General features: G+C 59.3%; 33 protein-coding genes. 32 read left to right on the top strand and 1 reads right to left on the bottom strand.

Translation table 11 applies throughout. The features are described 5' to 3' along the window. The first annotated feature begins 32 nt into the window (after window positions 1–32). The 32 genes from WMO45_RS04020 (at window position 33) to WMO45_RS03865 (ending at window position 23798) form a co-directional block, all read left to right on the top strand. A complete protein-coding gene (locus WMO45_RS04020; RefSeq protein WP_186918809.1) occupies window positions 33–461 on the top strand; it encodes a translation initiation factor 2 in 429 nt (142 codons plus the stop codon). Beyond that, complete coding sequence (locus WMO45_RS04015) at window positions 448–771, top strand: hypothetical protein (RefSeq protein WP_155151619.1); 324 nt, start codon at window positions 448–450, stop codon at window positions 769–771. The genes WMO45_RS04020 and WMO45_RS04015 overlap by 14 nt, the downstream gene beginning before the upstream one ends. Before the next feature lie 120 nt (window positions 772–891). Beyond that, the gene (locus WMO45_RS04010) at window positions 892–1785 is read left to right on the top strand and encodes a toprim domain-containing protein (protein WP_155151622.1); all 894 of its coding nucleotides are present in this window, start codon (window positions 892–894) and stop codon (window positions 1783–1785) included. Window positions 1786–1850: 65 nt separating this feature from the next. Next, complete coding sequence (locus WMO45_RS04005) at window positions 1851–5120, top strand: S-layer homology domain-containing protein (RefSeq protein WP_243141968.1); 3270 nt, start codon at window positions 1851–1853, stop codon at window positions 5118–5120. Window positions 5121–5213: 93 nt separating this feature from the next. Beyond that, complete coding sequence (locus WMO45_RS04000; protein WP_155151625.1) at window positions 5214–5588, top strand: single-stranded DNA-binding protein; 375 nt, start codon at window positions 5214–5216, stop codon at window positions 5586–5588. A 5-nt stretch (window positions 5589–5593) separates the two neighbouring features. Continuing rightward, entirely contained in the window at window positions 5594–6511 is a 918-nt protein-coding gene (locus tag WMO45_RS03995; RefSeq protein WP_155151628.1) for a ParB N-terminal domain-containing protein, read from the top strand. Next, entirely contained in the window at window positions 6508–7242 is a 735-nt protein-coding gene (locus WMO45_RS03990; RefSeq protein WP_155151632.1) for a hypothetical protein, read from the top strand. Before WMO45_RS03995 ends, WMO45_RS03990 begins: the two co-directional genes overlap by 4 nt. Continuing rightward, the gene (locus WMO45_RS03985) at window positions 7239–7643 is read left to right on the top strand and encodes a synapsin-1 (Synapsin I) (RefSeq protein ID WP_155151635.1); all 405 of its coding nucleotides are present in this window, start codon (window positions 7239–7241) and stop codon (window positions 7641–7643) included. The genes WMO45_RS03990 and WMO45_RS03985 overlap by 4 nt, the downstream gene beginning before the upstream one ends. Window position 7644: 1 nt before the next feature. After that, window positions 7645–8307: a hypothetical protein gene (locus WMO45_RS03980; RefSeq protein WP_243141969.1), complete on the top strand. Its 663-nt coding sequence runs from the start codon at window positions 7645–7647 to the stop codon at window positions 8305–8307. 20 nt (window positions 8308–8327) lie between these two features. Beyond that, the gene (locus WMO45_RS03975; RefSeq protein ID WP_155151638.1) at window positions 8328–8984 is read left to right on the top strand and encodes a DUF4240 domain-containing protein; all 657 of its coding nucleotides are present in this window, start codon (window positions 8328–8330) and stop codon (window positions 8982–8984) included. Continuing rightward, a complete protein-coding gene (locus tag WMO45_RS03970) occupies window positions 8981–9910 on the top strand; it encodes a ParM/StbA family protein (RefSeq protein WP_173023941.1) in 930 nt (309 codons plus the stop codon). The genes WMO45_RS03975 and WMO45_RS03970 overlap by 4 nt, the downstream gene beginning before the upstream one ends. Continuing rightward, window positions 9903–10199, top strand: coding sequence for a hypothetical protein (locus WMO45_RS03965; RefSeq protein WP_155151643.1), 297 nt, complete (start codon window positions 9903–9905; stop codon window positions 10197–10199). The genes WMO45_RS03970 and WMO45_RS03965 overlap by 8 nt, the downstream gene beginning before the upstream one ends. 14 nt (window positions 10200–10213) lie before the next feature. After that, window positions 10214–11353: a DNA (cytosine-5-)-methyltransferase gene (dcm, locus tag WMO45_RS03960; protein WP_155151646.1), complete on the top strand. Its 1140-nt coding sequence runs from the start codon at window positions 10214–10216 to the stop codon at window positions 11351–11353. Further along, window positions 11350–12312: an amidoligase family protein gene (locus WMO45_RS03955; RefSeq protein ID WP_349139271.1), complete on the top strand. Its 963-nt coding sequence runs from the start codon at window positions 11350–11352 to the stop codon at window positions 12310–12312. The genes dcm and WMO45_RS03955 overlap by 4 nt, the downstream gene beginning before the upstream one ends. 4 nt (window positions 12313–12316) lie before the next feature. After that, on the top strand, window positions 12317–12565 hold the full coding sequence (locus WMO45_RS03950) for a hypothetical protein (protein ID WP_155151651.1): 249 nt from the start codon (window positions 12317–12319) through the stop codon (window positions 12563–12565). Window position 12566: 1 nt separating this feature from the next. Beyond that, a complete protein-coding gene (locus WMO45_RS03945) occupies window positions 12567–13109 on the top strand; it encodes a gamma-glutamylcyclotransferase family protein (RefSeq protein ID WP_155151654.1) in 543 nt (180 codons plus the stop codon). 18 nt (window positions 13110–13127) lie between these two features. After that, complete coding sequence (locus tag WMO45_RS03940; RefSeq protein WP_155151656.1) at window positions 13128–13526, top strand: hypothetical protein; 399 nt, start codon at window positions 13128–13130, stop codon at window positions 13524–13526. After that, window positions 13516–13896, top strand: coding sequence for a DUF3846 domain-containing protein (locus WMO45_RS03935; protein ID WP_009258915.1), 381 nt, complete (start codon window positions 13516–13518; stop codon window positions 13894–13896). Before WMO45_RS03940 ends, WMO45_RS03935 begins: the two co-directional genes overlap by 11 nt. Further along, window positions 13886–15037: a methionine adenosyltransferase gene (metK, locus tag WMO45_RS03930; protein WP_155151659.1), complete on the top strand. Its 1152-nt coding sequence runs from the start codon at window positions 13886–13888 to the stop codon at window positions 15035–15037. The genes WMO45_RS03935 and metK overlap by 11 nt, the downstream gene beginning before the upstream one ends. Next, the gene (locus WMO45_RS03925) at window positions 15034–15738 is read left to right on the top strand and encodes a phosphoadenosine phosphosulfate reductase (protein WP_155151662.1); all 705 of its coding nucleotides are present in this window, start codon (window positions 15034–15036) and stop codon (window positions 15736–15738) included. The genes metK and WMO45_RS03925 overlap by 4 nt, the downstream gene beginning before the upstream one ends. Before the next feature lie 133 nt (window positions 15739–15871). Further along, entirely contained in the window at window positions 15872–16645 is a 774-nt protein-coding gene (locus WMO45_RS03920; protein WP_155151664.1) for a DUF7768 domain-containing protein, read from the top strand. A gap of 1 nt (window position 16646) precedes the next feature. Further along, window positions 16647–16976, top strand: a complete 330-nt coding sequence (locus tag WMO45_RS03915) for a hypothetical protein (RefSeq protein ID WP_155151667.1) — start codon at window positions 16647–16649, stop codon at window positions 16974–16976. After that, complete coding sequence (locus WMO45_RS03910) at window positions 16966–17706, top strand: DNA-methyltransferase (RefSeq protein WP_155151672.1); 741 nt, start codon at window positions 16966–16968, stop codon at window positions 17704–17706. The genes WMO45_RS03915 and WMO45_RS03910 overlap by 11 nt, the downstream gene beginning before the upstream one ends. A gap of 119 nt (window positions 17707–17825) precedes the next feature. Then, window positions 17826–18164, top strand: a complete 339-nt coding sequence (locus WMO45_RS03905) for a DUF6329 domain-containing protein (protein ID WP_155151674.1) — start codon at window positions 17826–17828, stop codon at window positions 18162–18164. A gap of 167 nt (window positions 18165–18331) precedes the next feature. Then, window positions 18332–18643, top strand: a complete 312-nt coding sequence (locus tag WMO45_RS03900; RefSeq protein WP_173023939.1) for a plasmid mobilization protein — start codon at window positions 18332–18334, stop codon at window positions 18641–18643. Beyond that, window positions 18643–20055, top strand: a complete 1413-nt coding sequence (locus tag WMO45_RS03895) for a relaxase/mobilization nuclease domain-containing protein (RefSeq protein ID WP_155151677.1) — start codon at window positions 18643–18645, stop codon at window positions 20053–20055. Before WMO45_RS03900 ends, WMO45_RS03895 begins: the two co-directional genes overlap by 1 nt. Then, window positions 20036–20683, top strand: coding sequence for a DUF3801 domain-containing protein (locus WMO45_RS03890; RefSeq protein ID WP_155151681.1), 648 nt, complete (start codon window positions 20036–20038; stop codon window positions 20681–20683). Before WMO45_RS03895 ends, WMO45_RS03890 begins: the two co-directional genes overlap by 20 nt. A gap of 87 nt (window positions 20684–20770) precedes the next feature. Next, window positions 20771–21229, top strand: a complete 459-nt coding sequence (locus tag WMO45_RS03885) for a recombinase family protein (RefSeq protein WP_173029645.1) — start codon at window positions 20771–20773, stop codon at window positions 21227–21229. Window positions 21230–21305: 76 nt separating this feature from the next. Beyond that, complete coding sequence (locus WMO45_RS03880) at window positions 21306–22811, top strand: VirD4-like conjugal transfer protein, CD1115 family (RefSeq protein WP_349139270.1); 1506 nt, start codon at window positions 21306–21308, stop codon at window positions 22809–22811. 91 nt (window positions 22812–22902) lie between these two features. Further along, window positions 22903–23286, top strand: a complete 384-nt coding sequence (locus WMO45_RS03875; RefSeq protein WP_101885075.1) for a TnpV protein — start codon at window positions 22903–22905, stop codon at window positions 23284–23286. Window positions 23287–23300: 14 nt separating this feature from the next. Further along, window positions 23301–23483 carry a hypothetical protein gene (locus WMO45_RS03870; RefSeq protein WP_101885074.1) on the top strand — a complete coding sequence of 61 codons (183 nt, stop codon included), beginning with the start codon at window positions 23301–23303 and terminating at the stop codon, window positions 23481–23483. Between the two features lie 12 nt (window positions 23484–23495). Next, window positions 23496–23798: a hypothetical protein gene (locus WMO45_RS03865; protein WP_101885073.1), complete on the top strand. Its 303-nt coding sequence runs from the start codon at window positions 23496–23498 to the stop codon at window positions 23796–23798. 80 nt (window positions 23799–23878) lie between these two features. On the opposite strand, the gene WMO45_RS03860 is transcribed toward WMO45_RS03865, so the two are convergent. Further along, window positions 23879–24724, bottom strand: coding sequence for a helix-turn-helix domain-containing protein (locus WMO45_RS03860; RefSeq protein ID WP_101885072.1), 846 nt, complete (start codon window positions 24722–24724; stop codon window positions 23879–23881). Between the last annotated feature and the right edge of the window lie 174 nt (window positions 24725–24898).

Genomic DNA, 24898 nt, shown 5'->3' with positions numbered 1-24898 from the left:
CGTTGCAAATCAAGCAAAGGAGGCAATCAGACATGGAGCACACCAAGGGCCTCTCCTGCCAGATCCCGGAATCCCTGCATGCCAGGGTGACGGCGGAGCGCGTCGCGGCAAACCAGTCCCTCAGCGAGTACATCACGGAACTGCTCACCAACTACTATGAAAACAGAGGAAAAAACGACATGGCACAGACGAGAACAATGGCATTTCAAATCAGCGAGGACCTGTTCCAGCGGATCAAGGACTACCTGGCCCGCGAGAGTGAGCGCCAGGGACGGAAGGTGACCCAGCGGGAGTTCGTCCTGGGGCTGATCGAGGACGCCTTACGGCAGGCGGAGCAGGAGGCGGCGGAATCCGCCCCTGACGATATCCCCACCCCCGCTGAGAGCCAGGATGCAAATGCCGAAATGGAGTCTGAGGACGAGGGATCCGAGGAAGGAGGCGACGAGGATGTGGCAGAATGAGTTAGAGGCCATGATTGCCGCCGGCGGCGCACCCTGCAGGGCCTGCGGCCAGCGAATGCTGAAAGTAGACGGCTGCACCTGGACCCATGTGAAATGCGGCAGCCGTTACTACCGCCGCATCAAGTACGGTGAGGACGGCATGGCGTATGACGACGCCCGCTGCCACGACTGCGGCGCCAAGCCGGGCCATTACCACCATGTGGGATGTGATGCGGAGCGGTGCCCCGTATGCGGTGGGCAGCTCATCAGCTGCGACTGCGACGTTTCCGAGTATGTGGAGCGGCCGCCCAGAAAGAGAACAACCAAGTAAATCAGGATCCCAGAACCGCCCGGAGCGCCCGACAGGGACGCCCCGGGCGGTCTGTTTCACAAGAGGACTGGAGGTGAGAAAACGTCAGAACCGAGATCCAATCGTTTCACAGAACAGGAGATGGAGATCGCCCGCGGGACGGACCTGCCGGACCTGCTGACGTCTCTCGGCTACACCGTAACGCGGGTAGGCCACTACCACTCCACCAAGGAGATGGACAGCCTGCGGATCAAGAACCGCCGCACCTGGTACCGCTACTCTGAGCAGACGGGTGGGGATGCCATCACTTTCCTGCAGCATTTTTGCGGCAGGAGTTTCCCACAGGCGGTGGAGGATCTGCTGGCCTTCCACGGCCACGCCAGGGATGCCCCCGCGGAGCGGAGCAGGCAGACTGAGCAGGCGCCGGAACCGCCGAAACCGTTTGCATTGCCGCCGAGGCACACCGATGCCCGCCGGGTGTGCGCCTACCTGAAAAAACGCGGGATCGCACCTCGCGTCATCCGCAGCTTTCTCGACGCCGGACTGCTGTATGAGGACGCCGGGCACCACAACTGCGTGTTCGTCGGCTACGGTGGGGACGGCAAGGCTGCCTTCGCCAGCCTGCGGGGCACCTACGACCGGGACGGCAGCGGTTTCAAGGGCGACGCCGCCGGCAGCGACAAATCCGTTGGCTTCCGCCTGCCGTATGTCCCGGACAGCAGGACCGTGTATGTGTTCGAGGCTCCCATTGACCTTATGAGTTACTGCACCCTGCACCGGGGATTCCACAGCAATGCGCTGGCCCTGTGCTGCCTGGATGACCGTGCCCTGTCGGTGTTTCTCCGGGAGCACCCTGCGGTGCGGAAGGTCGTCCTGTGCCTGGATCACGACCGCCCCGGCCAGGAGGCCGCGGAGCGCATGGGCCGAAAATACGCGGCGGAGGGCTACGCCGTGCAGACACTGTCCCCTCCCTCCCGGAAGGACTGGAACGCCTATCTGACCTTTGTGCAGCAGTTCCGGGAAAGGGGGCGGTGACCAAGTAAACGCAAGTAAAGAGAGCTAAACCAGCAATTTCTACACAAAAAAGGAGGAAAAACCACTTGAAAAGCAAGACAACCAGGCATGGCCTGAAGCGCATGACGGCCCTGCTGCTGGCAGTCGTGCTCTGCGTCGGCATGGTGCCCAGCGCCTTTGCCGCCCAGGAGGACAACTATCACGACCCGGCGGAACACTGGATTGAGGCGCTCAACCGTACCAACGAATTGGATGCCAACTCCGTGGTGACCATCGAAACATTTACCTGCTGTGAGTGCGGGCAGGCCACCTCGTTCCAGGTATTCCGTGTGCCGGAGTACACCCGCAATGGAGAAACGGCCCTGACCCGCAACGTCAAGTATTCAGACGGCACCTGCCTGGACGGGGAGAGCAAGGGCGACCTGCTGGACGGCACCCCTGGTCAGGACGCCTACTACACTGGCTACCACTGGACGAAAGCGGTGTGCCAGACCTGTGGAACGTTCAATACCAACATGGGGGCCACCAGCTATGCCTGCGGCAAAAATGTGTATTGGCTCTATGACTGTGCGGCAGACTTCTTCGAGGAGCTGCCCGAGGAAGTCACCGTTGAGCAAGTAGACAGCGAGTATCACCGTGTCATCACCACCAGCGGGGAGTATTGCGCTTTCTGCTATGGCACCTTCAAGGAGGAAAACTCCACACTGGAGCGTCACGCAATGGAAAGCAGCATCCGCCCGGAGTTGGCTCACGATAGGTTCGTCGAGATGGACGCCTGCGCTGACTGCGGCTATGCCGAAACTGCCTACACCGTCGCCAAGGCCGTCATTGCGGATTACTTCGGCGTGGTGGACGGCCAGCCCCACACGGTCACGGTGTCGGACTTGTCCGAGGCTGGCGTGACCACCGCCATCCGCTACGGCCACAGCGCGGACGCCTGCACTCTGACTTCTGCCCCCAACTACACCGAGGCCGGGGACTATCCGGTTTACTATGAAATCACCTACACCTACCACGATACCGACATGGTGGAGGACGGTGTTGCCTTTGTCCACCTGCGGGACGAAACCACCGCCGAGGATGGTTCCTGCACCTGCGGCTGCGACAATCCCGACTGCGGCTGTCAAGACCCGGACTGTGACGGTTGCTGTTGTGACGACAAGGGCTGCGGTGAGAATCACAACTGGACGCTGCTGGATAGCACCCCGGCGACCTGCCTGACCCTCGGCTATGACCGCTACCTGTGCGTAGACTGCGGCATGATCGAAAAGCGGGACTATGAGGCCGCGCTGGGCCACGCCTACCAGAGTGTGGTGGTTCGGGACGCCACCTGTGAAGTCCCCGGCAAGACCATCGATATTTGTGAGCGGTGCGGCAATGTGAAAGAAACCAACCTGCCTCAGACCGAGCATGAGTTTTCCACCACCGTCATTCCCGCTACCTGCACCAGCCCCGGCTACACCCTGCGGGAGTGTACCGTCTGCGGGGAGCGCCACATCGAGGACATTACCTCTGCACTGCCCCACAACTACGTTTCCAAAGTGACCCCGGCCACCTGTGAGGGCGGCGGGCGTACCCTCCATATCTGCGAGGGCTGCGGCAGTTCGTTCATCACCGACTATACCGACCCGCTGGGCCACAGTTGGGACGAGGGCAAGGAGATCACCGACTCCACCTGCACCGGCGAGGGCATGACCGAGTACACCTGCATCCGCTGTGGAGCCACCCGTCTGGAGGGCGATGAGGCCGCAGGCCATATCCCCGGCGACCCGGCCACCTGCACCGATCCCCAGCTCTGCACCCGCTGTGGGGCCGTCATTGAGAACGCTTTGGGTCATGACTATGAAACCGTTGTGACCGAGCCGACCTGTACGGAGATGGGCTACACCACCTACACCTGCACCCGCTGCGGCGACGCCTACAAGGGCGACTACACCGAGGCGGCAGGCCACAAGCCCGGTGACTGGATCATCGACAAGGAGCCTACCACCGACAGCGAGGGCAGCAAGCACAAGGAGTGCGAGGTCTGCGGTGAAACGCTGGAAACCGAGGAAATCGAGAAAATCTACAATCAGGCCACCACGGACAGCAAGGGAGAGGCCGTTGTGGGCGGTTATCTGGTGATCGTCACGGATACCGACACCAAGGACCCCGTTGCCAATGCCACCGTGACCCTCCACGCGGACGATACCCTGTCCATCCGTCTGCCCAATTCCCGCCTGCTGGACTATGCCGACCAGACCACGATCACCGTCCAACTGGTGAAAGATAAGTCCCCCGTGGAAGATATGTTCATCGCCGTGACGGATAAGCACGACAACTACTGTGCCGGTAACACTGGCAGCAACGGGCAGCTCACTGTTCCCGGCACCACCGGCACGACCAATGAGGACGGCGACGCCACCGTAGGCTGGGAGGACGAGGACGGCGACCGCTGGACCCTGACTGTCACCGTGGAGGACTACGAAACCGGACGCCCCATCGAGGGCGCGGAGGTGTCCATCGGCAAGGGCGGCAACATCACCGTCACCCTGCCGGACGGGACCGATATGGACGAGGACAACCGCATCACCGTCACGGTCACAGACAATGAGCGCGACCCGCAGGAGGGCGTGACGGTGATTGTCAAGGGCGATCTGGGCCAGAGCGAGCGCGGCGAAACCGATGAGGGCGGCAAACTGACCGTTCCCGCTGTCACAGATACCGAGTACCACGGGGCCTATATTGTGGGCTACACAGACGGCACCTTCGGCCCGGAGCGCAGCATGAGCCGGAGCGAGGCGGCGGCCATCTTCGCCCGCCTGCTCTCTGACAAGCTGGACGAGCACATCCCCAGCGGGGCCAATGTGAAGTTTACAGACGTGGACCCGGAGGCGTGGTACGCCGGCTATGTGGAGTACCTGACCGGCTACGGCGTGGCCGTGGGCTACAATGACCGCACCTACCGTGGCGACCAGGCCATCACCCGCGCCGAGTTCACCGCTATGGCGGCGCGGTTCTTTGATGTGTACGGCGATGGCGACGAGGAAATCATGGAGCAGTACGAGGGCTTTGACGATGTGAGCGACGGCTATTGGGCTGCGGAGTATATCAAGGACGCCGCCATCCACGGCTGGGTGGAGGGCTACGGCGACGGCACCTTCCGGGCAGATGACCCCATCGACCGGGCGGAAGTCGTCACCATCGTCAACCGTCTGCTGGGCCGCGAGGCCGACGAGGACTACATCGCGGACAACCGCCGCCAGCTGGTGATGTTCCCCGACGTGTCCTCCCGTCACTGGGCCTACTACCAGGTGCTGGAGGCCGCCAACGCCCACACCGCCATCCTTACCGACCCCGAAACCTGGGACAAGTGATCCACCCGCTGTGCCGCGGCCCCGCTGTGGGCCGCGGCGCTTTTATCCCACAATTCACTCTACATTAAATAATAAAGAAGGAGAAATGCACCTATGCTGAAAATCGTAGCAATCGGAAACCTGACCAACGACGTGGAGCTGAAGATCCATGAGGCCACCGGAAAGCCCTATGCCATCCTGCGGATCGCCTCGGACCGCCGCTACCGGGACAAGGAGGGCAACCGCCTGACGGATTTCATCTCCATCAAGGTCCGCGGCCCGCTGGCGGAACGCTGCGCGGAGTTTGCCTGGAAGGGCTGCAAGCTGGCCGCCTCCGGCGACTTTGAAACCATCACTTTCGCGGACGAGCCGGAGCGTCAGCCCGGTTTCCTCATCAAAGCCACGGAGGTGGAGTTCCTGTCTCCCCGCCGGGTGGAGGAAAACGCCGCGTCCATGCCTGCGGACGGCATGGATGAGGCCGCAGCCTGAGCGCCATGCGGAATACAGGCATTGAATACACCAGTGCGGAACGCACCCCCACCATCCTGCCGGAACTGGCGGAGCTGCTCCCCCCTCTCAGCGGGGAGCAGCTTGCCGCGCTGGAGAAGGACATCCTGCAAAACGGCTGCTATGCGCCCATTATCGTCAATGAGGACCTGGTCATCGTAGACGGCCACAACCGCCAGCAGATCTGCACCCGGCACAGCCTGCCCTATAAGATGGCGGTGTTTGCCTTTGACGATCTGCTGGAGGCCAAGCAGTGGGCGCTGGACACCCAGAAGGGCCGCCGCAACCTGGACAAATGGGAGTTGGGCAAGATCGCCCTGAAACTGCGGCCGGAGATCGAGGCCAGGGCAAAGGCCAACCAGCAGGCGTACCACGGGAACCAGTATGAGAGTGGACCTTCGGCAACATTGCCGGAAGTCCACTCCGCCCCTGTGGACACCCGCAAAGAGTTGGCCGCCTCTGTCGGCCTTGGGGAGCGCACGATGGGCAAGGTGATGCAGATCGACGAACACGCCCCCGCCGCCGTGAAGGAAGCCCTGGACAAAAAAGAACTGTCCATCAACCAGGGGTATCAGATCACCCGGCAGATACAGGATCTGCCGGAGGACGAGCAGGGGCAGGCGGCATTGGAGCTGGTGGAGCTGGAAAAAGCGAAAAAGGAGATTCGGGAGAAGGACGCCGAAATCGACCGCCAGAGCAAGATCGCCGGCGTGTTCTGCAAGGCTTATGAAAAGGCCGTTCTGCTGACGCCCACAGAGGAAAATGTGCGGATCTGGGTCAAATGCACCCGCATGACCAGGGAGGAAATGGAGGACACCATCAGGGAGTCCCGTGAACTGGCCGGCGTGTTCACTGCCATTGCCGGCCTCGTGGAACGCCTCCTGCCGGAGAGGGGGACGCTATGAATGAGATGAGTGTGCGGGAGTGGCAGAAACGCTTCCGTGCAGGGGACTTCAGCAGCCGGGATCGTGCTGTGCAGTGCGAGGCCGGCTGGTATGACTGGTTTTGCCGGGACGACGCCCTGGCCGGACGCCTGAAAAAAATCTCCGGCGTTGTGCTGGGGATCACGGATCCCTTCATTCTGGACAACTACTATGTGTGGTTCAAGAACAACTGCCCGCTGGATGGGCCGCTCTATGACGACGTCCGGTTTGAGCCTCTCACCGGGGAGCGCGACGGGAAATACTTTGTCGTTTCTTTGGACAGCCCTCATGAGCGTATGAAGTGGGCGCTCGTTACAGAGCGGTATGGCTATGACGCGCCGGAATTTGAATGCGGCAATGTCCGTGACATGGTGAAATACATCAATGCCATCGCGCCGGAGCTGGCGCAGGGGATCCAGCCTCGCTTCGTGCTGGAGAAAGCGGCTGTGGGCGAATATGTCCGGCAGCACGAGGGGAAAAGCAGCTACAGCATCCGGCGGGCGGGGGAGCACCTGTTCGCCTACCAGTCCCCCCGTGACTGGAAGTACCGGACGGTTGCGGTTTCGGACTCTCCGGAGCATGTCCCCCAGGGCTTTCCTGCAGAACTTGCAGAACATCACTGCATGCTCTATGTTTTCCCAAGCGAGGCGCCCGCCCTGGACAGGGCCGACGTGGTGCAGCGCGCACAGCGCAGGAAGGAGCAGACGCGATGACCAGGAGATCCCACGGCCGCCCCGCGCTGCCACCCAAAGCCAAAACTGAGATCCTGGAGGTGCTGTTTGCCAACATGGAGATCAGCGGCGATGAGATCGCGGCCATTTTGAAAAAGCACCATGTCTCCTGCGACGCCGACGTCCTGCAGGACCGCTACCGCAGGCAGCTGGGCCAGCGCCTCATGGCCAGCCTCCGGGACGCCTCCGGTGAGCGCGAGGTCCTGTCCAACGGGCGGGGCCGGTATGTTGTGCTGGAGTGCTGCCGGGACCGCCAGCAGCTCGCGGCCATCCGTCGCCGCATCCAAAATCAGGCGCATGGCCTGAACGCCTCCGCCGGCAAGGTGAGATCCCGCATCGCCGTGCTGGACCGCCTGATCGCCCGGCTCAGAAAGGCGGCGTGACATGAAAGTCAGGGACCTGATCGCCGCGGTTCGGGACTACCCCGCTCTGCGGCAGGCGTTGGAGGAATCCAACGCCGAATTGGACCTCAGCCGAATGGAATGCGCGCAGCTCCAGAGCAAGATCAATGAACTGGAACCGCTCATTGATGAATACTACCAGGAGAGCTGCAGTAAGGAATATGCCGCTAATCAGGAGCGCCAGATAGTGGAAACGCTGAAGAAAGCCTTTGCGTCCTTTTATCCGGCCCTGGACAGTACGGAGCAGCTCCGGCGGTTCTACGACACCATTGCCCCGGATTTTGATGAGGGCGGTTTCCGCCTCTACGACGCCGCCCTGGCGATCTCCGGCTATCCCAACATTCCCGGCGAGTTCCCCTATGAGGACAACCGCGGTGTTTTTGACTATGCTGACGGACACCAGCTCCTGCAGTACTTGACCGCCCTGCGGTTCCACGCCGTCCGGTGGGAGGTCGTGCCCGGCACGACTTGTGAAAAGGCTGTCCTGCTGGATGTGGATACCGCTGCCCCGGAATACCGGGCCTTTGAAAAGCAGCTCTATACGCGGGTACTGCATGACCTGGGCTTTCAGGACCTTCTGCCCCAGAAGCAGGAGCGTCAGACGGGCAAACAAAAAGAAAAATGGAAGGAAGGTGCTGAGCGATAGAACAGAAACCTGACAATGGGATGAGCAAGGATACCTTCTGGGCGCTGATTCAGGAGGCGAAAACCGCCTGCGGTCAGGATATGGACGCCATAACGGAGCATCTGCGGGACGGCCTTTTGATAATGGGGACCGGGGCCGCGCGGCAATTTCACAATATATTTCAGGCTTACATGGACTTGGCAGAGCCGTTCGGCCTATGGGATGCGGCCAGTATCATCAAGGAAAACGGCTGCACGCTGGAGGGATTCATTGATTTCCGGGCTTGGCTGATCGCCCAGGGCAAAGCGGTATACCTGAACGCGCTGCGGGATCCGGACACGCTGGCGGATGTGGAACCATATGGAGATTGCAGCTTCGAGAGCATCGCCTATGTTGGCAACGACGTGTACCACAACTTGACCGGGCAAGATGCCTATGGCGATCTCGATACTGCCGGGTATCTGAAACTGCGAGATGAACTCCAAAGCGAGGTTGTATATCGGGACGGTATCCACGTCCCCAGCGGTCCGCGGGCCTTCCCCAAGATGATGCCAAGGCTTTGCGCCAAATACGGCGGCACAGAGCGATTCGATGTGGATCCCTGTGTCTGGAATTTTTCCCTGTACGGTTTCTGCCTTCCGCTGGAGTGGGCAAAGCATCAGCGGGAGAAACCGGAGAAAGGTGGTGACACCCGATAAAAGATTCCATCACCATCGGCGTGGACCACGGCTACGCGGCCATGAAAACTGTCCACGGTTCCTTCCCCTCGGGGCTGGTGGCCTATGAGCATGAGCCGTACACCCAGAAGAATGTGCTGGAATACGGCGGAACGTACTATGTGGTGGGCAGCGGCAGGCAGCCCCTGCAGAAAGACAAGACCCGGACGGAGGACTACTATCTGCTGACCCTGGCGGCCATCGCCAGGGAGATGGACTGCCGCAGCGCCGAGCGCACTTGCTCCGTTATTTTGGCCGCCGGCCTGCCCCTGACCAGTTTTGGCCGGGACAAGAAGAAGTTCCGCGCCTATCTGCTGCGGGACGGCAAGCCGGTGTCCTTTCGCTACGAGGGCCGGGACTATGCCGTCACCGTCCGGGATGTGAAACTGTTCCCCCAGGGCTATGCCGCCGTGCTGACACAGACGGAGCTGCTGGACGAGCCGTCCGTCATAGTGGCGGACATCGGCGGCTGGACGGTGGACCTGATGCGTCTGGACAACCGCCTCCCCAACGCCGCCACCTGCCGCAGCCTGGAATTAGGCATGATCCGCTGCATCGACGAGATCGGGGAACAGGTGCGGCGCGCCCTGGGCCTTTCCCTGACAGCGGCGCAGATCGAGTGTGTCCTGCGGGGCGACGTCAGCAGTCTCCCGGACGAGGCAAAAAGCATCATCCATGCCCAGGCGGACCTGTATGTGCAGAACCTGCTCTCCGCTATCACGGAGTGCGGCCTGGACACCCGCGCCATGCCCGCTATTTTTATGGGAGGCGGAGCGGCGCTCCTGAAACGCCGTGTTTCGGCCACAAACGGCCTGTGCCGGCCCGTGATCCTCGATGACGTATCCCTGAACGCCAAGGGCTATGAACGGCTTGTACGGCAGATGTCGGGGAGCGGCGCCCATGCCTGAGAAGCGACGGCTCAGCCTTTCCTTCTCCCTGGCCCAGCGGGAGCAGCGGGACGCATGGGAGCGCCTGTCCGCCGTTGCGCCTGGACAGCGTATGGAAGCCGTGTGCAGGATGATTAACGGCTACATGGAACAGCAGGAACTGCTGGAAGCCGTCCGCAGAACCATCCGGGAGGAACTGACAGGCGTTTCCTTTACAAAGACCACAACGCAGCCGGAGCAGGCTGGGGCCGTCGATGAGGACGTCCTCGGCTTTCTCCGTGCGCTGCAGGAGGGAGATGATACCATCTGATTCGATATTTTGATATGTTCGCCGGGATCGGCGGCTTTCGGGCGGGGCTGACCCGCGCCGGCGGCTTCCAGTGCGTTGGACACTGCGAGATAGACAAATATGCCGAGGCCAGTTACCGTGCGATCCACGACATCAGGAAGGAGGAACGATACTATCCAGACGCCCGGACCATTGACCCCAACGACCTGCCCGAATTTGACCTCTTATGCGGGGGATTCCCCTGCCAGGCATTTTCTCTCGCTGGCCGCAGAAAAGGATTTGACGATGCAAGAGGTACTCTCTTCTTTGAAATTGCCCGCCTGGCTGAAGCCAGACGGCCTTCGTATCTTCTGCTCGAAAATGTTCCAGGACTGCTTAACCATGACGGCGGCAGGACGTTTGCGGCCATCCTCTCCGCGCTTTCTGACCTGGGGTACCATGTCGAATGGTCTGTGCTTAACAGCAAACATTTTGGAGTCCCCCAGTCAAGGCGAAGGGTGTTCCTTATCTGCTATCTTGATCCCCGATTCGCCGGAAAAATATTACCTGTCTTCGGAAATGGTGCGAAGGCTCTTATACAACTCCTCGGCGGCGCCCAAGGGCACCGAGTCTATGACCCGGAAGGAGTAGCCTGCACCCAGACGGCGGGCGGTGGCGGCCTCGGTGTGAAAACCGGGCTGTACCTGCTTCCGCCGGATGCGCCCTTTGTAGATCTGTGCGCAGGGCATCCGAAACGGACACGGCAAGCCAGGTGCATCACCGCCCGCTATGGTCAGACAACTCTGTCCAACCACAAAGGGGAACGCTCTGGGGCGCTGCTGATCAAGGAAGCCACCCGAAAAGGTTATCAGGAAGCGGTGCCCGGCGACAGCGTGGACTTGGGCTATCCGGGCAGCTCCACACGTGCCGGACGGGTCGGGGCTGGAGTCGCCCATGATGCCGCCAGTGTACAGGGCATTGTAGAGCGCGGCGGACGCATCCGCCGCCTGATGCCCAGAGAGTGCCTGCGCCTGCAGGGCTTTGAAGATGAGCAGATCGACAAGATCCTCGCCATCAACTCAGATGCCCAAGCCTACAAGCAGGCAGGCAACAGCGTCACCGTCACAGTAATCGAGGCCATTGGCCGGCGCATCCGGGCCGTGGATGAAGAACTGCGGAAGGAGGCGGCAGCATGACTGGGATGAAGGACCAGTATTTCGGCGTCGAGGTAGAGATGACTGGCATCACCCGCGAGCAGGCCGCGCAGGCGCTGGCGGACTATTTTGGAACAGTGCCCCGGTATAAAGGTGGCGCCTATGATACATGGGTCGTTAAAGACACAGAAAACAAAGAATGGAAACTGATGAGCGATGGCAGTATCTACGGTGAGTGTAAGACGTTGGATGGCTATAAACATACAAACGACAGACGGTATAAAGTTGAAATGGTGTCGCCAAAGCTCACCTATGCAGAACTGCCCAAGTTTCAGGAGTGTGTGCGGCAGGTCCGGCATGCGGGGGCAAAGGTCAACAGCTCCTGCGGCCTCCATGTCCATGTGGACGCTGCCAACCACAACCGCCAGAGCCTGAAAAACCTCCTGAGCATCATGTACTCCAAAGAAGATATTCTATTTAAGGCATTGCAGGTGAACCCAAACAGGGTGCGGGAATATTGTCAAAAAGTGCGGGAACCCATGCTGCGGCAGGCCCGCACCCTCTCTGCCGAAGAAACCAAGGATCTGACGCAGTTGGAACGCATTTGGTATGAAGGGGATATCAGTTCCGGAGAGCATTACAACTGGACACGCTATTATGCCTTAAACCTGCACTCGGTGTTCTATCGCGGCACGGTGGAGTGGCGCTGTTTCAACTCCACCCTCCATGCAGGCCGGGCCGCGGCGTACATCAACCTGTGCCTCGCCATGTCCGCCCAGGCCATCGCCCAGCGCAGCACCGTCATGCGGAAAACCCACAGCGACAATGAGCTGTTCACCTTCCGTGTCTGGCTGGTGTGCCTGGGCCTCAATGGGCCGGAGTTTAAGAATACCCGCGACCATCTGCTGGCCAACCTGGACGGTGACCGCGCCTGGCGCTACGACAAGGACAGTTACGAAGTCAATAAAAAGAAGAAAAAGAACCGAGAGATGGAGAGGTGACGAGATGAAGATCCGCATGGAAGAAGATATCCTGTCCGGTACCGGGGCGGAGATCATGGACCAGCTGCGCGCCCGTGTGTTTGACCCCACGGAGTTTCCTGACACGGAGAGCTACATCTGGTTTCTGCGGAACAATGTGATGCGAACTACCGGCCTGGACTTCCCGCTGCCGGATGGGGATGTGGAGCAGCAGGCCCGCATGATGTTTGCCCAGTTGGCGAAAGTGGGCGCTCTCACGATTTTGGAGAACTGATATGACGGAACGGCTGTATTTTGCCTATGGCAGCAATATCAATTTGGAGCAGATGGCGATCCGCTGTCCTGCCGCTCAAGTGGTTGGACCTGCGGTGCTGGACGGCTATGAACTGCTGTTCCGCGGCAACCGGCGCGGGACCGGCGTCGCCACCATCGAGCCTCTGCCCGGCAGCCAGGTCCACGGCCTGCTGTGGAAACTGACGACGGAGTGTGAGCAATCCTTGGACGTCTATGAGGGATACCCGCGCCTGTACGAAAAAGAGGATATCACGGTCCGCACCGGTGACGGAAAAGACGTGACCGTCATGGCCTACATCATGACCGGGGAACTGTGGCGGGATCCCGCCATCCCTTCTCCCGCCTACTATGGCGGCATTCTGGAGGGATACCGCCAGAACGGCCTGCCGGTGCCGGAACTGGAGGCTGCGCTGAAAAATGTGCACGACGAGGTGCGGCAAGCCCGGCACTTCGAGCGCATGCAGGAAATGGATCTGTTTTCCGGCGAAAAGCCAGGCAGGAAGAAGGGCCACCATGAGCGATAAGAGAAAGAGAGGCGCGGTATGGCAAGAAAAACCATCTCTCTGACGGGAGAACTGCACATGAATTCCACAGGATTTTCCGTAACCGTAGATGCACTGGAAACATTGAAAATCGTTGGTATCGCGTATGGTGTTTATGACCATGCGGAAGATCTGCGGGATTGCCGTGTCACAATGGAGAATGGCGAGCGGCCGGCGCTGGTTGTACAGGAAGATGTCAGCTTACATGGGAGTCCCTTTTGGGAAACTGTGCGTACAATTACAGATGACCCGAAACGGATCCAGCAGTATATGGCATTTCGGGAAACGCTGAAAATGTTTCAACAAATAGAACGGGAGCGCGAAGTTGTGCAACGGGATACAGGCCGCAGCAGTCAACAGGGCGCTCCCGCCAAGAGGAAGGATTGCCATGAGCGATAACCATCTGACAATCCTCGTTGTAGAGCCGGGGAAACCGCCATATCCCCGGCAGATCCCAGACACCCTGCAGGCCATGCAGGAGATTGTCGGCGGGGACATCGACGCCACATACCCCTATGAGGATCCCGTGGCGCTTATATTTAACAGCAGCGGCAAGTTTGCCGGCCTGCAGCCAAACCGCCTCCTCCGGCTGGAAAACGGGGATCCGTATGATGTCGTGTGCGGCACCTTTTTCCTCGCCGGCCTCGGCGGGGAAACCTTTGTGTCTTTGACGCCGGAACAGCTTCGAAAATATGAATCCCTGTACAGCCGAGAGATGCTGTTCCCGCTCCCCAAAAAGAAAGAGAGAAGGAATGAGCATGAAAGATAAGACCATTCTGACAGCGGAGTCCGTCACGGCAGGCCACCCGGACAAACTGTGCGACACCATAGCGGACACGGTGCTGGACTGCTGCCTGGAACACGACCCCGACGCCCGCGTCGCCTGTGAAGTTCTGGCGACGGCGGGCAAATTCGTGGTGGCCGGCGAGATCACCGCGCTGACGATCCCGGATATCCCTTCCATCGTGCGCGACACGGTGCGACGGGCCGGCTACAACTGCAGGAACTTTGACGTGGAGGTCCTCATCCAGCCTCAAAGCCCAGACATCGCAGAGGCAGTACAACACGGGGAACAGACCGCAGCCGGTGATCAGGGGATCGTGTATGGCTACGCCTGCAGCGAAACGGAAAACCTCCTGCCCCTGCCAGTGGTGTTGGCCCACCGCCTGACCGCCCTGCTCGCCTGTGCGCGGACGATGGGCAGGATCAGCGGCCTGCGGCCGGACGGAAAGGCGCAGGTGTCCGTAGAGTACGCCTTCGGCGTTCCCCGGCGGATCTCCGCCATCGTCCTCTCCTGTCAGCATGCGGAGGATAAGGACCTGTCCCGGCTGCGGGAGGAACTGCTGGAGTTTGTCATTCAGCCCGCCCTCCGCATCTTCCCCGCGGATGAGGATACGGAGATCCTCATCAACCCCTCTGGCCGCTTTGTGCTGGGCGGGATCGAGGCAGACACCGGGCTGACCGGCCGCAAGCTGATGGTGGACACCTATGGAGGGCTGGCGCCCCACGGCGGTGGCGCGCTGTCCGGCAAGGACGGGACCAAAGTGGACCGCAGCGGCGCCTACATGGCCCGCTGCATCGCAAAGAACATTGTGGCCGCCGGCCTCGCGGAGAAATGCACGGTCGCCCTGGCCTATGCCATCGGACGGGCTGAGCCGGTGGCTGTGGATGTAGATACCCACCTCACCGGCACATACCCGGACGAACTGCTGGAACAGGCGGTCCGCTGTTTCTTTGACCTCACGCCCGCGGGTATGATCCGCGCCCTACAACTGGACCGGCCCATCTTCGCGGACGCCTGCAACTATGGCCACTTCACCAGGGCAAGCCTGCCGTGGGAGCTGACCGGGCAGGCTGGAAAGTTTGCGGAGTTGTGTGCAGAGCTGGAGTGCGGAGATGATGGCGGCTGAAACATATAGCATCCTGTTCCTTTGGAAAGGACAGCATCGCCACCATCCTGCTGGCGCTCCGTTACGGGGAACCGTTGGATGAGGCGGTGTACTGCGAAGTGATGTTTGACAGCCATATCTCCGGCGAGGTGCCGGAGCACCGGGACTTCATCTATGGCACGGCCATCCCCGCACTGGAGCGCATGGGCGTAAAGATCCGCGTCCTCCGTGGACCGCAGACCTATGTGGGGCTGTTCACCGGGCGGATCACCCGTGGGCCGAAAAAGGGCCTGCTCCGCTCTTTTCCCATCTGTGGGCGATGCGCCGTCCAGCGGGACTGCAAACTGAAACCGATTTTGCGGTACCAGAAAAGCCTCCCGCCGGACACGGTACAGTACATCGGCATCGCCAGGGATGAGCAGGAGCGGCTGCTCCGGCTGGGTGGGCGCCGTGTCTCCCTGCTGGACAAATACGGCTATACGGAACAGGACGCAAAGCAGCTCTGCCGGGAGGCGGGGCTGCTTTCGCCTGTCTATGACTTCACCGACAGGGGCGGCTGCTGGTTCTGCCCCAACGCCAGACAGCGGGAACTCCGCCATCTCTATGACCACCACCCGGATCTGTGGGCCAGGATGCTGGAACTGCAGGCCCTGCCGGGGAAGGTCAGCGAGAAGTTCAATCGGACTATGACATTTTCGGAAATTGACGCAGGTTTTCGGTGAGAGGATGAACAACTCAGCCTATGGAAAAACGCCGCATAGCGGCGAAAGGAGGTCATATGCCAAACCATATCGACAATACGCACCATGAGATCCACTGGAAAAGTGCTCCTGCGCAAAAGGATGGGCCGGAGCGATGACATTTTACGAACAGGAACTTCGGAAACTGTTTGCGGACGGCATGGTGATCGGCAGCCCCAAGTTTACAGGCCGGGCCTGTTTGGGAACGCTGGGAAAGGATCTCCGTGTCCGTGTGCAGTTTGTGACATCCGGCTATGCGGACCACTATGACGCCATCAGCGTTACGGTGCTGAACCGCACAGACGGCGTGGTAGATAAGCTCCGCCTCCGGCTGAAGGATATCCTCGGCATCAAGCAGGTGCCGGGCAACCCCAACTTCCGTAATGGCGTATCACCGCATATCTGGGAAGATGGCGGAAAGGCGGAGTGGTATGCCTTCCGCCCAACCGCGGCGGACTATTCCGCCATGCGGCAGGCTGTGAGCGAGTACCTGGACGTGTTTCGGGATCGTGTGACGGAGCGCCGGCAGGACGGCCCGAAACTCGTTTACATCTGCGCCCCGCTGCGTGGCGAGGTAGAGAAAAATATCGCCTTCGCCAGAGAAAAAGCGCGGGAGGTGTTCGCGGAGGGCAACGTGCCCGTCTGCCCGCACCTCTTATTTCCGCCTATTGCCGACACTGGTAATCCGGCACAGGATCAGGCGGCACGGGAGATGGGCCTGCGGCTGGTAGAGTTCTGCCAGCAGGTCAATGTCTACGGCCCCGTCTGGACGGAGGGCATGTGGGCGGAGATCAACCACGCCGAGAGGCTGGGGATCCCTGTCCTGACAGACCAGAAGGAGCTGGGAAAGCCCCCGCACCGGCGAACCAAGCAAGGGAAGGAGCGATGATGTGATGGTGGACAACATTCCGCCAGAAGAACCGGAGATCGAATTATCAGGCAGGCAGATCGAGCAGTTGGATGCCATCGACAATGCCGTTTACCAAACGATCCTCACCTTCCTCAACAAGACGGAAGATGAATTTCCCTGGGATATGCATTATATAGGCGAAGTAGCGGATGCCATCGAAGGAACACTGCTGGATCTCGGCCAGCGGGTCCACCGGCCTGCAATCATAACGGAAAAAGGCGGAACAGTGCATTTGGAAGAATATCAGGAACCTGTACTGCAAACACCCCAAAAGAATAAGAAGAAGGAGAAACCTGCCTATGAGCGATAACCCCCAGTGGGAAATCATCCAAGGCGACGCGCTGAAGGTGCTGTCCGGCTTTGCGCTTGGGACCTTCGACGCGGTGATCACAGACCCGCCCTACGCATCCGGCGGGCGCACCCAGGCGGAAAAGAACAAGTCCACGGCCAAGAAATACTCCAACATGGGCGACCATGCCCCGCCGCCCTTTGACGGCGACGCCAAGGATCAGCGGTCCTGGACGCGCTGGGCGGCGGAGTGGCTGTACGACGCCAGAAAAATCTGTAAGCCCGGCGCCCCGGTGTGTATGTTCATCGACTGGCGGCAGCTCCCCGCAGCTACGGACGCCCTCCAGTGGGCTGGTTGGATCTGGCGTGGCACCGCCGTCTGGGACAAGGGCAACAGCCGGCCCCAGAAAGGACGCTTCCGCCAGCAGGCGGAGTACATCGTCTGGGGATCCAACGGGGACATGCCCATTAGCCGTCCCGTGCCCTGCCTGCCCGGTGTATTCAAATACGGGAACCCGCAGGATCGCATCCACCTGACAGAAAAGCCCCTGCAGCTTATGCGGGACATCGTGAAGATCACCGAGCCGGGCGGACGGATCCTGGACCCCTTTGCCGGCAGCGGCACCACGGTGCTGGCCGCTGTGCTGGAGGGCTACTCCGCCACCGGCATCGAGGTGACAGACGCCTATGCCGCACTGGCCAGAGGCCGGATCCGTCAGGCGCTGGAACAGGGGCTGGAGGACGTCCAATGACACGCCCTTGCTTTCCCGTTTCAGATGATAAGGGCGTCCAATGATACACCCTTTTTTGAAGGGAGGTCTGCACCATAGCAAAAGAACAGTATGCACGATTTTTCAGAAAGCCGGTTTCTGTGTCTGCTCTGCAAGATACCACCCCAATCATCAAGGCCGCCCCCTTTACAGTGGTGCGGGAGATCATCCTGTCGGAATCCAAATACCGCCGCTTTCAAGCGGATCTGCTGGCCGAGACCCCTTTCATCGCCGCCAGGACCCACCTTACCGGGTACAGTGAGAAGTCCGGCCGCTTCCGCTGCCTGCTGGTCTCTACCCGCAAGCGGCAGGACGGCATCCTCGTTGACAGCGAAGGTTACGCCTACGCCCGCTATGCGGCGTATGTGCGGGACAAGCGCGAACTGGATCTGGCCGGCGTCCCGCGGGATAACCTGAACCTCAAGGCCCGTGAGCGGTGAGCATTTTTCTTTTCCGCAGGAGAGGGAATTGAAATCCACCTACCGCTTGAAAATGGCCGCGCCCTGCGCGGCGATGGCGCAAGCATAGCATTTGTATGACAAATGCGCTTGCAGGGGGAATCCCCCTGGCCCCAATGCCGCCTGCAGGCAGAAAAAGGAGGTGACGTGTGCAGGAAAAAAGCAAATTTCTCTCTGTGCGGCTGACCGCAGAGGAACGGGAACACCTGGACCGACTGGCCAGAGAGTCTGGCCTGTCTCTAAGTAACGTCATCCGCTCCTGCATCAACCGCACGGAGATCCGCCAGCGCCAGCCGGCGGAGATCAACGACTTATATCGGGAGATCAACCGAATCGGCGTAAATATCAATCAAATCGCCCGGAGCGTCAACGCCGGCATCGCCACCCGACAAGACGCAAAAGAGGCGCTGTTCCTGCTGCGGCAGGTGTACCTGCTCATGGAAAAGGTCGCGGATCTGTAATGGCGGTTACGAAGATCCTCGCCCGCAAGGGACGGCTGGACGTGGGGGTCCGGTATGTCCTCAATGGGGATAAAACAGAGGAACAGATCCTGACCGCCAGCCAGGGCTGCTCCACGGAGCACGCCGTCAGCCGTATGATGAAAACCAAGCGGCACTATCGTCAGACGGACGGCGTCCAGTATTATCACATCATCCAATCCTTCAAGCCCGGCGAGGCCACCCCAGAACTGGCGCTGGAGATCGCAAAGGAGTTCGCCGCAGAGCATCTGTCCGGCTACCAGGCGGTCATCGGCGTTCATGTGGACAAGGAGCATATCCACGCGCACACCATTTTCAACTCCGTAAATGCGGATACCGGCGAGAAATACCACAGCAATGCCCGCAGTTACTACAGCCAGATCCGTGCCATCTCAGACCGGCTGTGCCGGGAGCACGGCTTGTCCATCATCATGGAGGGCAAGGGAGAAAAGGCGGTCAGTTACATCGAGTGGCTGCGGCAAAGCAAGGGCCAGCCCACCTTCCGCGCCATGCTGGAGGCGGATCTCCGGGAGGCCATAGAGGACGCCAACGATATCGGCCACTTCTTCCTCATTATGGAGCATAAGGGATATGAGATCAAGCATGGGAATCGCCTCAGCTTCCGCCTCAAAGGACAGGAGCGGCTCATGATACCAGGCCGGAAGAATCCGCTTTTCACCGAGGATGGGATCCGCGCCGCCATCGAGGGGAACCTGGATGAGATCGCCGCCGGTGCTCGCCCATCCATCGTCTATCGGCCCCGGTATGAGCCGTACCGCAGGCGCCACCCGCAGAAGTACACCGGATTCATGGCCCTGTATGTCCACTACCTCTATCTGCTGGGCAAGGCCGGGCAGCGGCAGTACCCGCCGAAGATGACGCCCCATCTCAGGAGGGAGATCATGAAGTTTGAGAGCTACAAGGAGCAGTTCGCCTTCCTGCGGGCGCATGGCGTCTCCACGGCAGAGGGCCTGCAGGCCGTCCATACCCGCACAGAGGAAACGCTGGCCAGCCTGATGAAACAGCGCACCATCCTCAATGTGCGGAAGAAGAAACGGCGGGCGCTCTACGACGCCCTCTCCGACGCAGAGGCCCTCGCCCCGGCGAAGGACTGCTATGAGTCCGGCATGCCCGGCATGGAGGAACCCTTTACCCGCTACATGGACGCCGTCTCCACGCTGGAGCGGTGCGGGATCCCCAGGGAGCAGTTGCTGGCGGAAAAGGCTGAACTATACCGACAGTTGGCGGACGTCAACCGGGAGATCCGGCAGGCACGGAAAGAAATTTCCATGTGTGACACTATTGAACGAAACCGGCCCCAGATGGAACATGATATTCAGGTGGCCGAGGCCACGGCAAAGGAGGTGGAACGAGATGAATATCGGAGGCGGTGAGGCCGCGGACCAACTGGTCCGCATGCTGCTCTCCGGCGGAGAGGTGGCCGTCCGGCTGGGCGGTTCAGCAGCCAAGAACCTGCTGGCCATGTCGCTGGCGCTGGCGAAAAACCACAAGAAGATCAGCGGCAAGGTCCGCATGGGCAAAATGCTGCAGCAGACGCGGGATCTGCGGGTGTTTCCCATGACGCAGGAGGAATACCGGGAGTTCAGGCTCAAGGCGCGGGAACCGAAATTGCTCTATGCGGCCATCCAAAACTCCCGGGACTCCAATGGCCCGAACAGCATGGTAGATGTTGTCATGCCGGCCACAGAGGTGGAACGGGCCAATTTGGTGTTCCAGAAGATGATGTACCAGCAACCGGAGTTCCCCCGAAAGGAGCAGCCGGATCGGGAGCGGCAGCCGGAGATGGAACCAGGAACGCCAAAAAAAGATTCCCGGTCGGGACGCGCCTCACGCGATACCGGCACCAGCTCTCCTACGCGCGCCGGGAGCGCGGCGAGGACGACGAGTGAGGAGCGGCCCTCTGTTGAGGGCCGCCTGCAGGGCTATCGCGCTCGGTTGGAGGAACAGCGTCAGCGTGCCCCGGCCAGGCAGAAAACCAAGACGCGGACCAAGGCCAGATGATCGGGTGCTGTTCGGGGAAAGTGCTGGATATTCCGGGCCGGTTCGGGTATGGTTGAGTTGCAAAAAAGTGGAAGGAGGCCAAATCACATGAAAGCCGTTTACTACTACAGAGGACACACCGGCAGCGCAGGATTCCTGCTCCTGGAGGATATGGCACTGCTGAAAAGGCTGTTCGCGCACGGGAGCCTGCCGCCCAAGGCACAGTTGCGGGGAAAACGCTGCTGGCTGTATCTTCGGGTGGATACCGGCAACCCGATGGCAGACGAGATCGGCATCAGTGGGCAGGACACTTACCTGCGCCAATTCGCGGAAGAAAACGGCATGCAGATCGCCGGCGTATACAAGGATTATATGAGCGGGCGGGATCTCCGGAGGCCCGGCCTTCAGTTCCTGGAGCAGCAGGCTGCGGAAAAGAAAATGGATTATATCCTTTCCTGTAAACGGGATCGGATCTACCGGGGCCATGACCTGCGGGGCCTCCTGCGGTATGAGGACCGAATGCATACCCTCGGCGTGGACATCCTGTATCCCTTCGAACAGGACTGATCAAACGGGCATACATCCCATCAGCCTACGGGGCGCACTACTGCGGTGCGCCCCCTGTTTTTACATTTGGAGGTGAATGCCGCTGAATCAACCGGGCAGATCGGGAGGGCTTCTCCCGTATCTGTTTCTCTACATCCCCGTGGTCTGGGCCGCGCTCCTGATCGCCCAGTCCCTCGGGGACGGCCTGCCGGAACTGCTGACGAACCTGACCGCAGCCCTGCAGACCCCTTTGAAGATCCGCTGGACGGAACACAGCCTGATGAGCATTCTCGCCTGCACCGGCCTCTATGTCATGGGGATCTGCCTCTACCGCACCACCCAGGGCCGTACCCGCGACGGCGAGGAACACGGCTCCGCCCAGTGGGCGTCCCCCAAACAGGTCAACGCCATGTTCTGTCAAAAGCAGAATAAGCCCCTGACAAAGCATGTCCGCCTGGGGCTGGATACCCACAAGCACCGCCGGTCCCTCAACGTACTGGTCATCGGCGGCAGCGGCGCGGCCAAGACCCGCAGCTATGTGCTGCCCAACATTCTGGAGGCCAATACAAACTATGTAATCACCGACCCCAAAATGGAGGTGCTCACCGCCACCGGCGGCTACCTTAAAAGCCAGGGCTATGATGTGCGGGTGCTGAACCTCGTTAACCTGGAGCAGTCGGACGGATACAACCCCTTCCGCTATATCCGGGATGAGAAGGACGCCCTGCGGCTGGTCAACAACCTCATCCAGGCCACCACGCCCAAGAACAGCCATGAGTCGGACCCGTTCTGGACCAAGGCCGAAACGGCGCTGCTGCAGGCCATCATCCTCATGCTGTTTCAGGAGGCGCCGGAGTCCGAGCAGAACTTTTCCATGGTCATGCGGGTGCTGGAGTATGCGGAGGTAAAGGAGGACGACGAGGACCACGTCTCACCGCTGGATCTGCTGTTCAGCGCCATTGAACGGGAGAAGCCGGACAGCGTCGCCGTCCGGCAATATAAGGTCTTTAAGATGGCGGCGGGCAAGACTTCCAAGAGTATCCTTGTGTCCACCGCTGTGCGCTTGGCGCCCTTCAACCTGCCCCAGATCCGGGCCATCACGGACCACGACGATATGGATCTCTACACCCTGGGGGAGAAGAAGTGCGCCCTGTATGCCGTCATCCCGGACAATGACACCACCTACAACTTTTTGGTGAGTCTGCTCTACTCCCAGGTGTTCCAGACCCTCTACTACTGCGCCGATCAGATCCACCACGGCCCGCTGCCCCGGCACGTCCACTTCATATTGGACGAGGCACCCTCGGTCAATCTGCCGGGGCTGCCCCGTGAACTGGCAACCATGAGGTCGAGAAACATCTCCTGCAGCACCATCATCCAGAACATGGCGCAGATCAAGGAGCAGTTCAAGGACTCCTGGGAAACCATCCCCGGCAACTCGGACACCTTGCTGTACCTCGGCGGCAACGAGTCCAGCACCCACAAGTACATCTCCGAGGCCCTCGGCAAATCCACCATCGACACCAAGACCCACGGGGAAACCAAGGGCAAGTCCGGCTCCTGGTCCACCAACATGCAGATCAACGGGCGGGATATGCCATAATTCATGGTGACGAGTTCAGTTGCCTTGAATAACAGATGAACAGGGACACGATCAACTGAATTCGGAGAAAAATCGAATACAGGAGGTCGCTATGGAGAAATTAAGAAAACGAATCCATGATAACAGCAATGGTCTGGACTATGTTCTGGTCGGGGATTACTATATACCAGACCTGAAGCTGGCGGAAGAAAACCGCCCCACTGGGCAGTGGGGACGGATGCACAAGGCATTTTTGCAAGAACATCGCCCCGGCCAGTACAATGAATTGCTTCTGTCGGGAAAACTCTGGACGTATCTTGCCGATCTGAACGAGCTGGCCAATGATTGGCTGGCGTGTATTATCTCGCAGATGCAGGCGGCGGAAGGTGTTACCGAGGAACTGAAAGCTCGTGACCAGCTTGCCTGGGTCAGAGCCGTGAACAGCATTCGCAACCGTGCAGAGGAAATCATCCGGTCTGAGATGATTTATGTTTGAGGAGGTGCCTGTCTATGAGATACCGTATCGAATACGCTGATGGACGCTGCTGTAACTTTGCCAATGGTAGGGCTGACCTGCTGGAATGGCTGAAACTGCTGGAGGAGGAAGAAATCGCCGACATTCGCAAAGTGTATAAAAGTGGCGTATCAGATTCTGTTCTGGAAACATACCGGAGTTATATCCGTTCAGCATAAGGAGGGGCACTTATGGGTACAGATATTGAAAAACTGATTGATTTGATGATTCAGGAGCGGATGCAGAACCAGTTCGCAAAGTGGCGGAAGGCAGAAACCGACAAAGAGAAAAAAGCTGATTACCTTCACTTGGAAACCGAGTATGAAAAAGCAATCAGTGCATTGTCTGAGGAACAGAAGGAAGCTGTAAGGCACTACTGCGATTCTATCTTCGATTCCGGCACAGAAAGCGAATGCTTCTTTTACCGGCTGGGCCTCAAAGATGGTATCCGCCTTTGGAAGTTTATGAAAAAGCTGATGAAAACGGTCAGCTAACAGATGTACAACCGCATATTTTATTCCGCCCACAAATGGGGCGAAAGCCGTCCAACGGTACAGGTTGGGCGGCTTTTTCTCTACTTGCGCTTCTTCTTTGGGGGCATATAATACGGCTGTGGTTTGGTTTTGCCCCGCATATTATTTGGGTTTTTAAGCAGTTTGGACAGGTTCAGTATCCGCAGAAAAGCCGAAAAGTCCTCGGATGAAATTTTTTCAAAAGGAATCTGCATTTTATCACAGAACTCATGGATCATAGCTTCTGTGTCGGTCCCCATCTGTATGGCCTGTTCAAAATTCTCTTTGACCTCATCCAGTGTTGGCTGTGGGTCGGCTGTGGTTTTGTCTTTCAAATGAGCTTCCCGTATATCCCGGACAATGCTGTCCAGATCATCATGGAGGATATGGCTGTAAAAATCGTTCTCCTGTACCTGCCCCAGTTCCAGCGTCCGCATATACAGATCATTTTCTCCCGGTGCGTGTTCTTTCAGAATGGTCTGCCGGGTAGCTTCCAGAATCAGATTCATCTGGTTCACCCGCATATCAGCGATCCGGTCAATAAAGATTTCCATATCAACCATCAGCCGTAAAAAATTCGGATGGGTCGCCAGTTCACAAAGCAGGCGGTTGTTAATCTTTCCGCTGCTTAATAATGCAACCATATCATCACTCAAATGCAGAGCCTGAAGCTCCGCGTTTGGGTGATTTTTATTTTCCGTCAGACCCATCAGGTAGTCGGTGGACACCCCGTAAAATTTCGCCAGTGTTGCGATGGCAAAGGCACTGATGTCCTGTTCTTTCCGTTCGTAATTCCCCAACGCCGCCTTAGACAGACCGGTCTGCGCTTCCAGCTGTTCCAGTGTCAGGTGCTTATCGACTACCCGTAAATCTTTCAGCCGTTCCTGCGGCGATAGTTTTGTGTACATAGAGATGCCCCCTTTCCTCAGGATAAATCCTGCTCTTGTCGTCCATTATAACACATTTCCAAAAGCGTGGAAATATGGCGGTTTTTCGGATTTTTCCAACCTCTTGCATATACGGGAGAAGGCTGTTTTTTTCGGTAAGATAGTTCTTGTCAACAGGCACTGAACCTTGAAAAT

Origin of the sequence: Flavonifractor hominis, assembly GCF_040095835.1 — a bacterium.
In the GTDB taxonomy this organism is placed as follows: Bacteria; Bacillota; Clostridia; order Oscillospirales; family Oscillospiraceae; genus Flavonifractor; species Flavonifractor hominis.
Note: the sequence above shows the minus strand (reverse complement) of the source record. Positions and strands in the feature narration are given on the sequence as shown.

What these genes read in the sequence shown, in the direction of transcription:
- WMO45_RS04020 (WP_186918809.1), top strand. Translation starts at nt 33, where the DNA reads ATGGAGCACACCAAGGGCCTCTCCTGCCAGATCCCGGAATCCCTGCAT.
- WMO45_RS04015 (WP_155151619.1), top strand. Translation starts at nt 448, where the DNA reads ATGTGGCAGAATGAGTTAGAGGCCATGATTGCCGCCGGCGGCGCACCC.
- WMO45_RS04010 (WP_155151622.1), top strand. Translation starts at nt 892, where the DNA reads ATGGAGATCGCCCGCGGGACGGACCTGCCGGACCTGCTGACGTCTCTC.
- WMO45_RS04000 (WP_155151625.1), top strand. Translation starts at nt 5,214, where the DNA reads ATGCTGAAAATCGTAGCAATCGGAAACCTGACCAACGACGTGGAGCTG.
- WMO45_RS03995 (WP_155151628.1), top strand. Translation starts at nt 5,594, where the DNA reads ATGCGGAATACAGGCATTGAATACACCAGTGCGGAACGCACCCCCACC.
- WMO45_RS03990 (WP_155151632.1), top strand. Translation starts at nt 6,508, where the DNA reads ATGAATGAGATGAGTGTGCGGGAGTGGCAGAAACGCTTCCGTGCAGGG.
- WMO45_RS03985 (WP_155151635.1), top strand. Translation starts at nt 7,239, where the DNA reads ATGACCAGGAGATCCCACGGCCGCCCCGCGCTGCCACCCAAAGCCAAA.
- WMO45_RS03980 (WP_243141969.1), top strand. Translation starts at nt 7,645, where the DNA reads ATGAAAGTCAGGGACCTGATCGCCGCGGTTCGGGACTACCCCGCTCTG.
- WMO45_RS03975 (WP_155151638.1), top strand. Translation starts at nt 8,328, where the DNA reads ATGAGCAAGGATACCTTCTGGGCGCTGATTCAGGAGGCGAAAACCGCC.
- WMO45_RS03965 (WP_155151643.1), top strand. Translation starts at nt 9,903, where the DNA reads ATGCCTGAGAAGCGACGGCTCAGCCTTTCCTTCTCCCTGGCCCAGCGG.
- dcm (WP_155151646.1), top strand. Translation starts at nt 10,214, where the DNA reads ATGTTCGCCGGGATCGGCGGCTTTCGGGCGGGGCTGACCCGCGCCGGC.
- WMO45_RS03955 (WP_349139271.1), top strand. Translation starts at nt 11,350, where the DNA reads ATGACTGGGATGAAGGACCAGTATTTCGGCGTCGAGGTAGAGATGACT.
- WMO45_RS03950 (WP_155151651.1), top strand. Translation starts at nt 12,317, where the DNA reads ATGAAGATCCGCATGGAAGAAGATATCCTGTCCGGTACCGGGGCGGAG.
- WMO45_RS03945 (WP_155151654.1), top strand. Translation starts at nt 12,567, where the DNA reads ATGACGGAACGGCTGTATTTTGCCTATGGCAGCAATATCAATTTGGAG.
- WMO45_RS03940 (WP_155151656.1), top strand. Translation starts at nt 13,128, where the DNA reads ATGGCAAGAAAAACCATCTCTCTGACGGGAGAACTGCACATGAATTCC.
- WMO45_RS03935 (WP_009258915.1), top strand. Translation starts at nt 13,516, where the DNA reads ATGAGCGATAACCATCTGACAATCCTCGTTGTAGAGCCGGGGAAACCG.
- metK (WP_155151659.1), top strand. Translation starts at nt 13,886, where the DNA reads ATGAAAGATAAGACCATTCTGACAGCGGAGTCCGTCACGGCAGGCCAC.
- WMO45_RS03920 (WP_155151664.1), top strand. Translation starts at nt 15,872, where the DNA reads ATGACATTTTACGAACAGGAACTTCGGAAACTGTTTGCGGACGGCATG.
- WMO45_RS03910 (WP_155151672.1), top strand. Translation starts at nt 16,966, where the DNA reads ATGAGCGATAACCCCCAGTGGGAAATCATCCAAGGCGACGCGCTGAAG.
- WMO45_RS03895 (WP_155151677.1), top strand. Translation starts at nt 18,643, where the DNA reads ATGGCGGTTACGAAGATCCTCGCCCGCAAGGGACGGCTGGACGTGGGG.
- WMO45_RS03890 (WP_155151681.1), top strand. Translation starts at nt 20,036, where the DNA reads ATGAATATCGGAGGCGGTGAGGCCGCGGACCAACTGGTCCGCATGCTG.
- WMO45_RS03885 (WP_173029645.1), top strand. Translation starts at nt 20,771, where the DNA reads ATGAAAGCCGTTTACTACTACAGAGGACACACCGGCAGCGCAGGATTC.
- WMO45_RS03880 (WP_349139270.1), top strand. Translation starts at nt 21,306, where the DNA reads ATGCCGCTGAATCAACCGGGCAGATCGGGAGGGCTTCTCCCGTATCTG.
- WMO45_RS03875 (WP_101885075.1), top strand. Translation starts at nt 22,903, where the DNA reads ATGGAGAAATTAAGAAAACGAATCCATGATAACAGCAATGGTCTGGAC.
- WMO45_RS03870 (WP_101885074.1), top strand. Translation starts at nt 23,301, where the DNA reads ATGAGATACCGTATCGAATACGCTGATGGACGCTGCTGTAACTTTGCC.
- WMO45_RS03865 (WP_101885073.1), top strand. Translation starts at nt 23,496, where the DNA reads ATGGGTACAGATATTGAAAAACTGATTGATTTGATGATTCAGGAGCGG.
- WMO45_RS03860 (WP_101885072.1), bottom strand. Translation starts at nt 24,724, where the DNA reads ATGTACACAAAACTATCGCCGCAGGAACGGCTGAAAGATTTACGGGTA.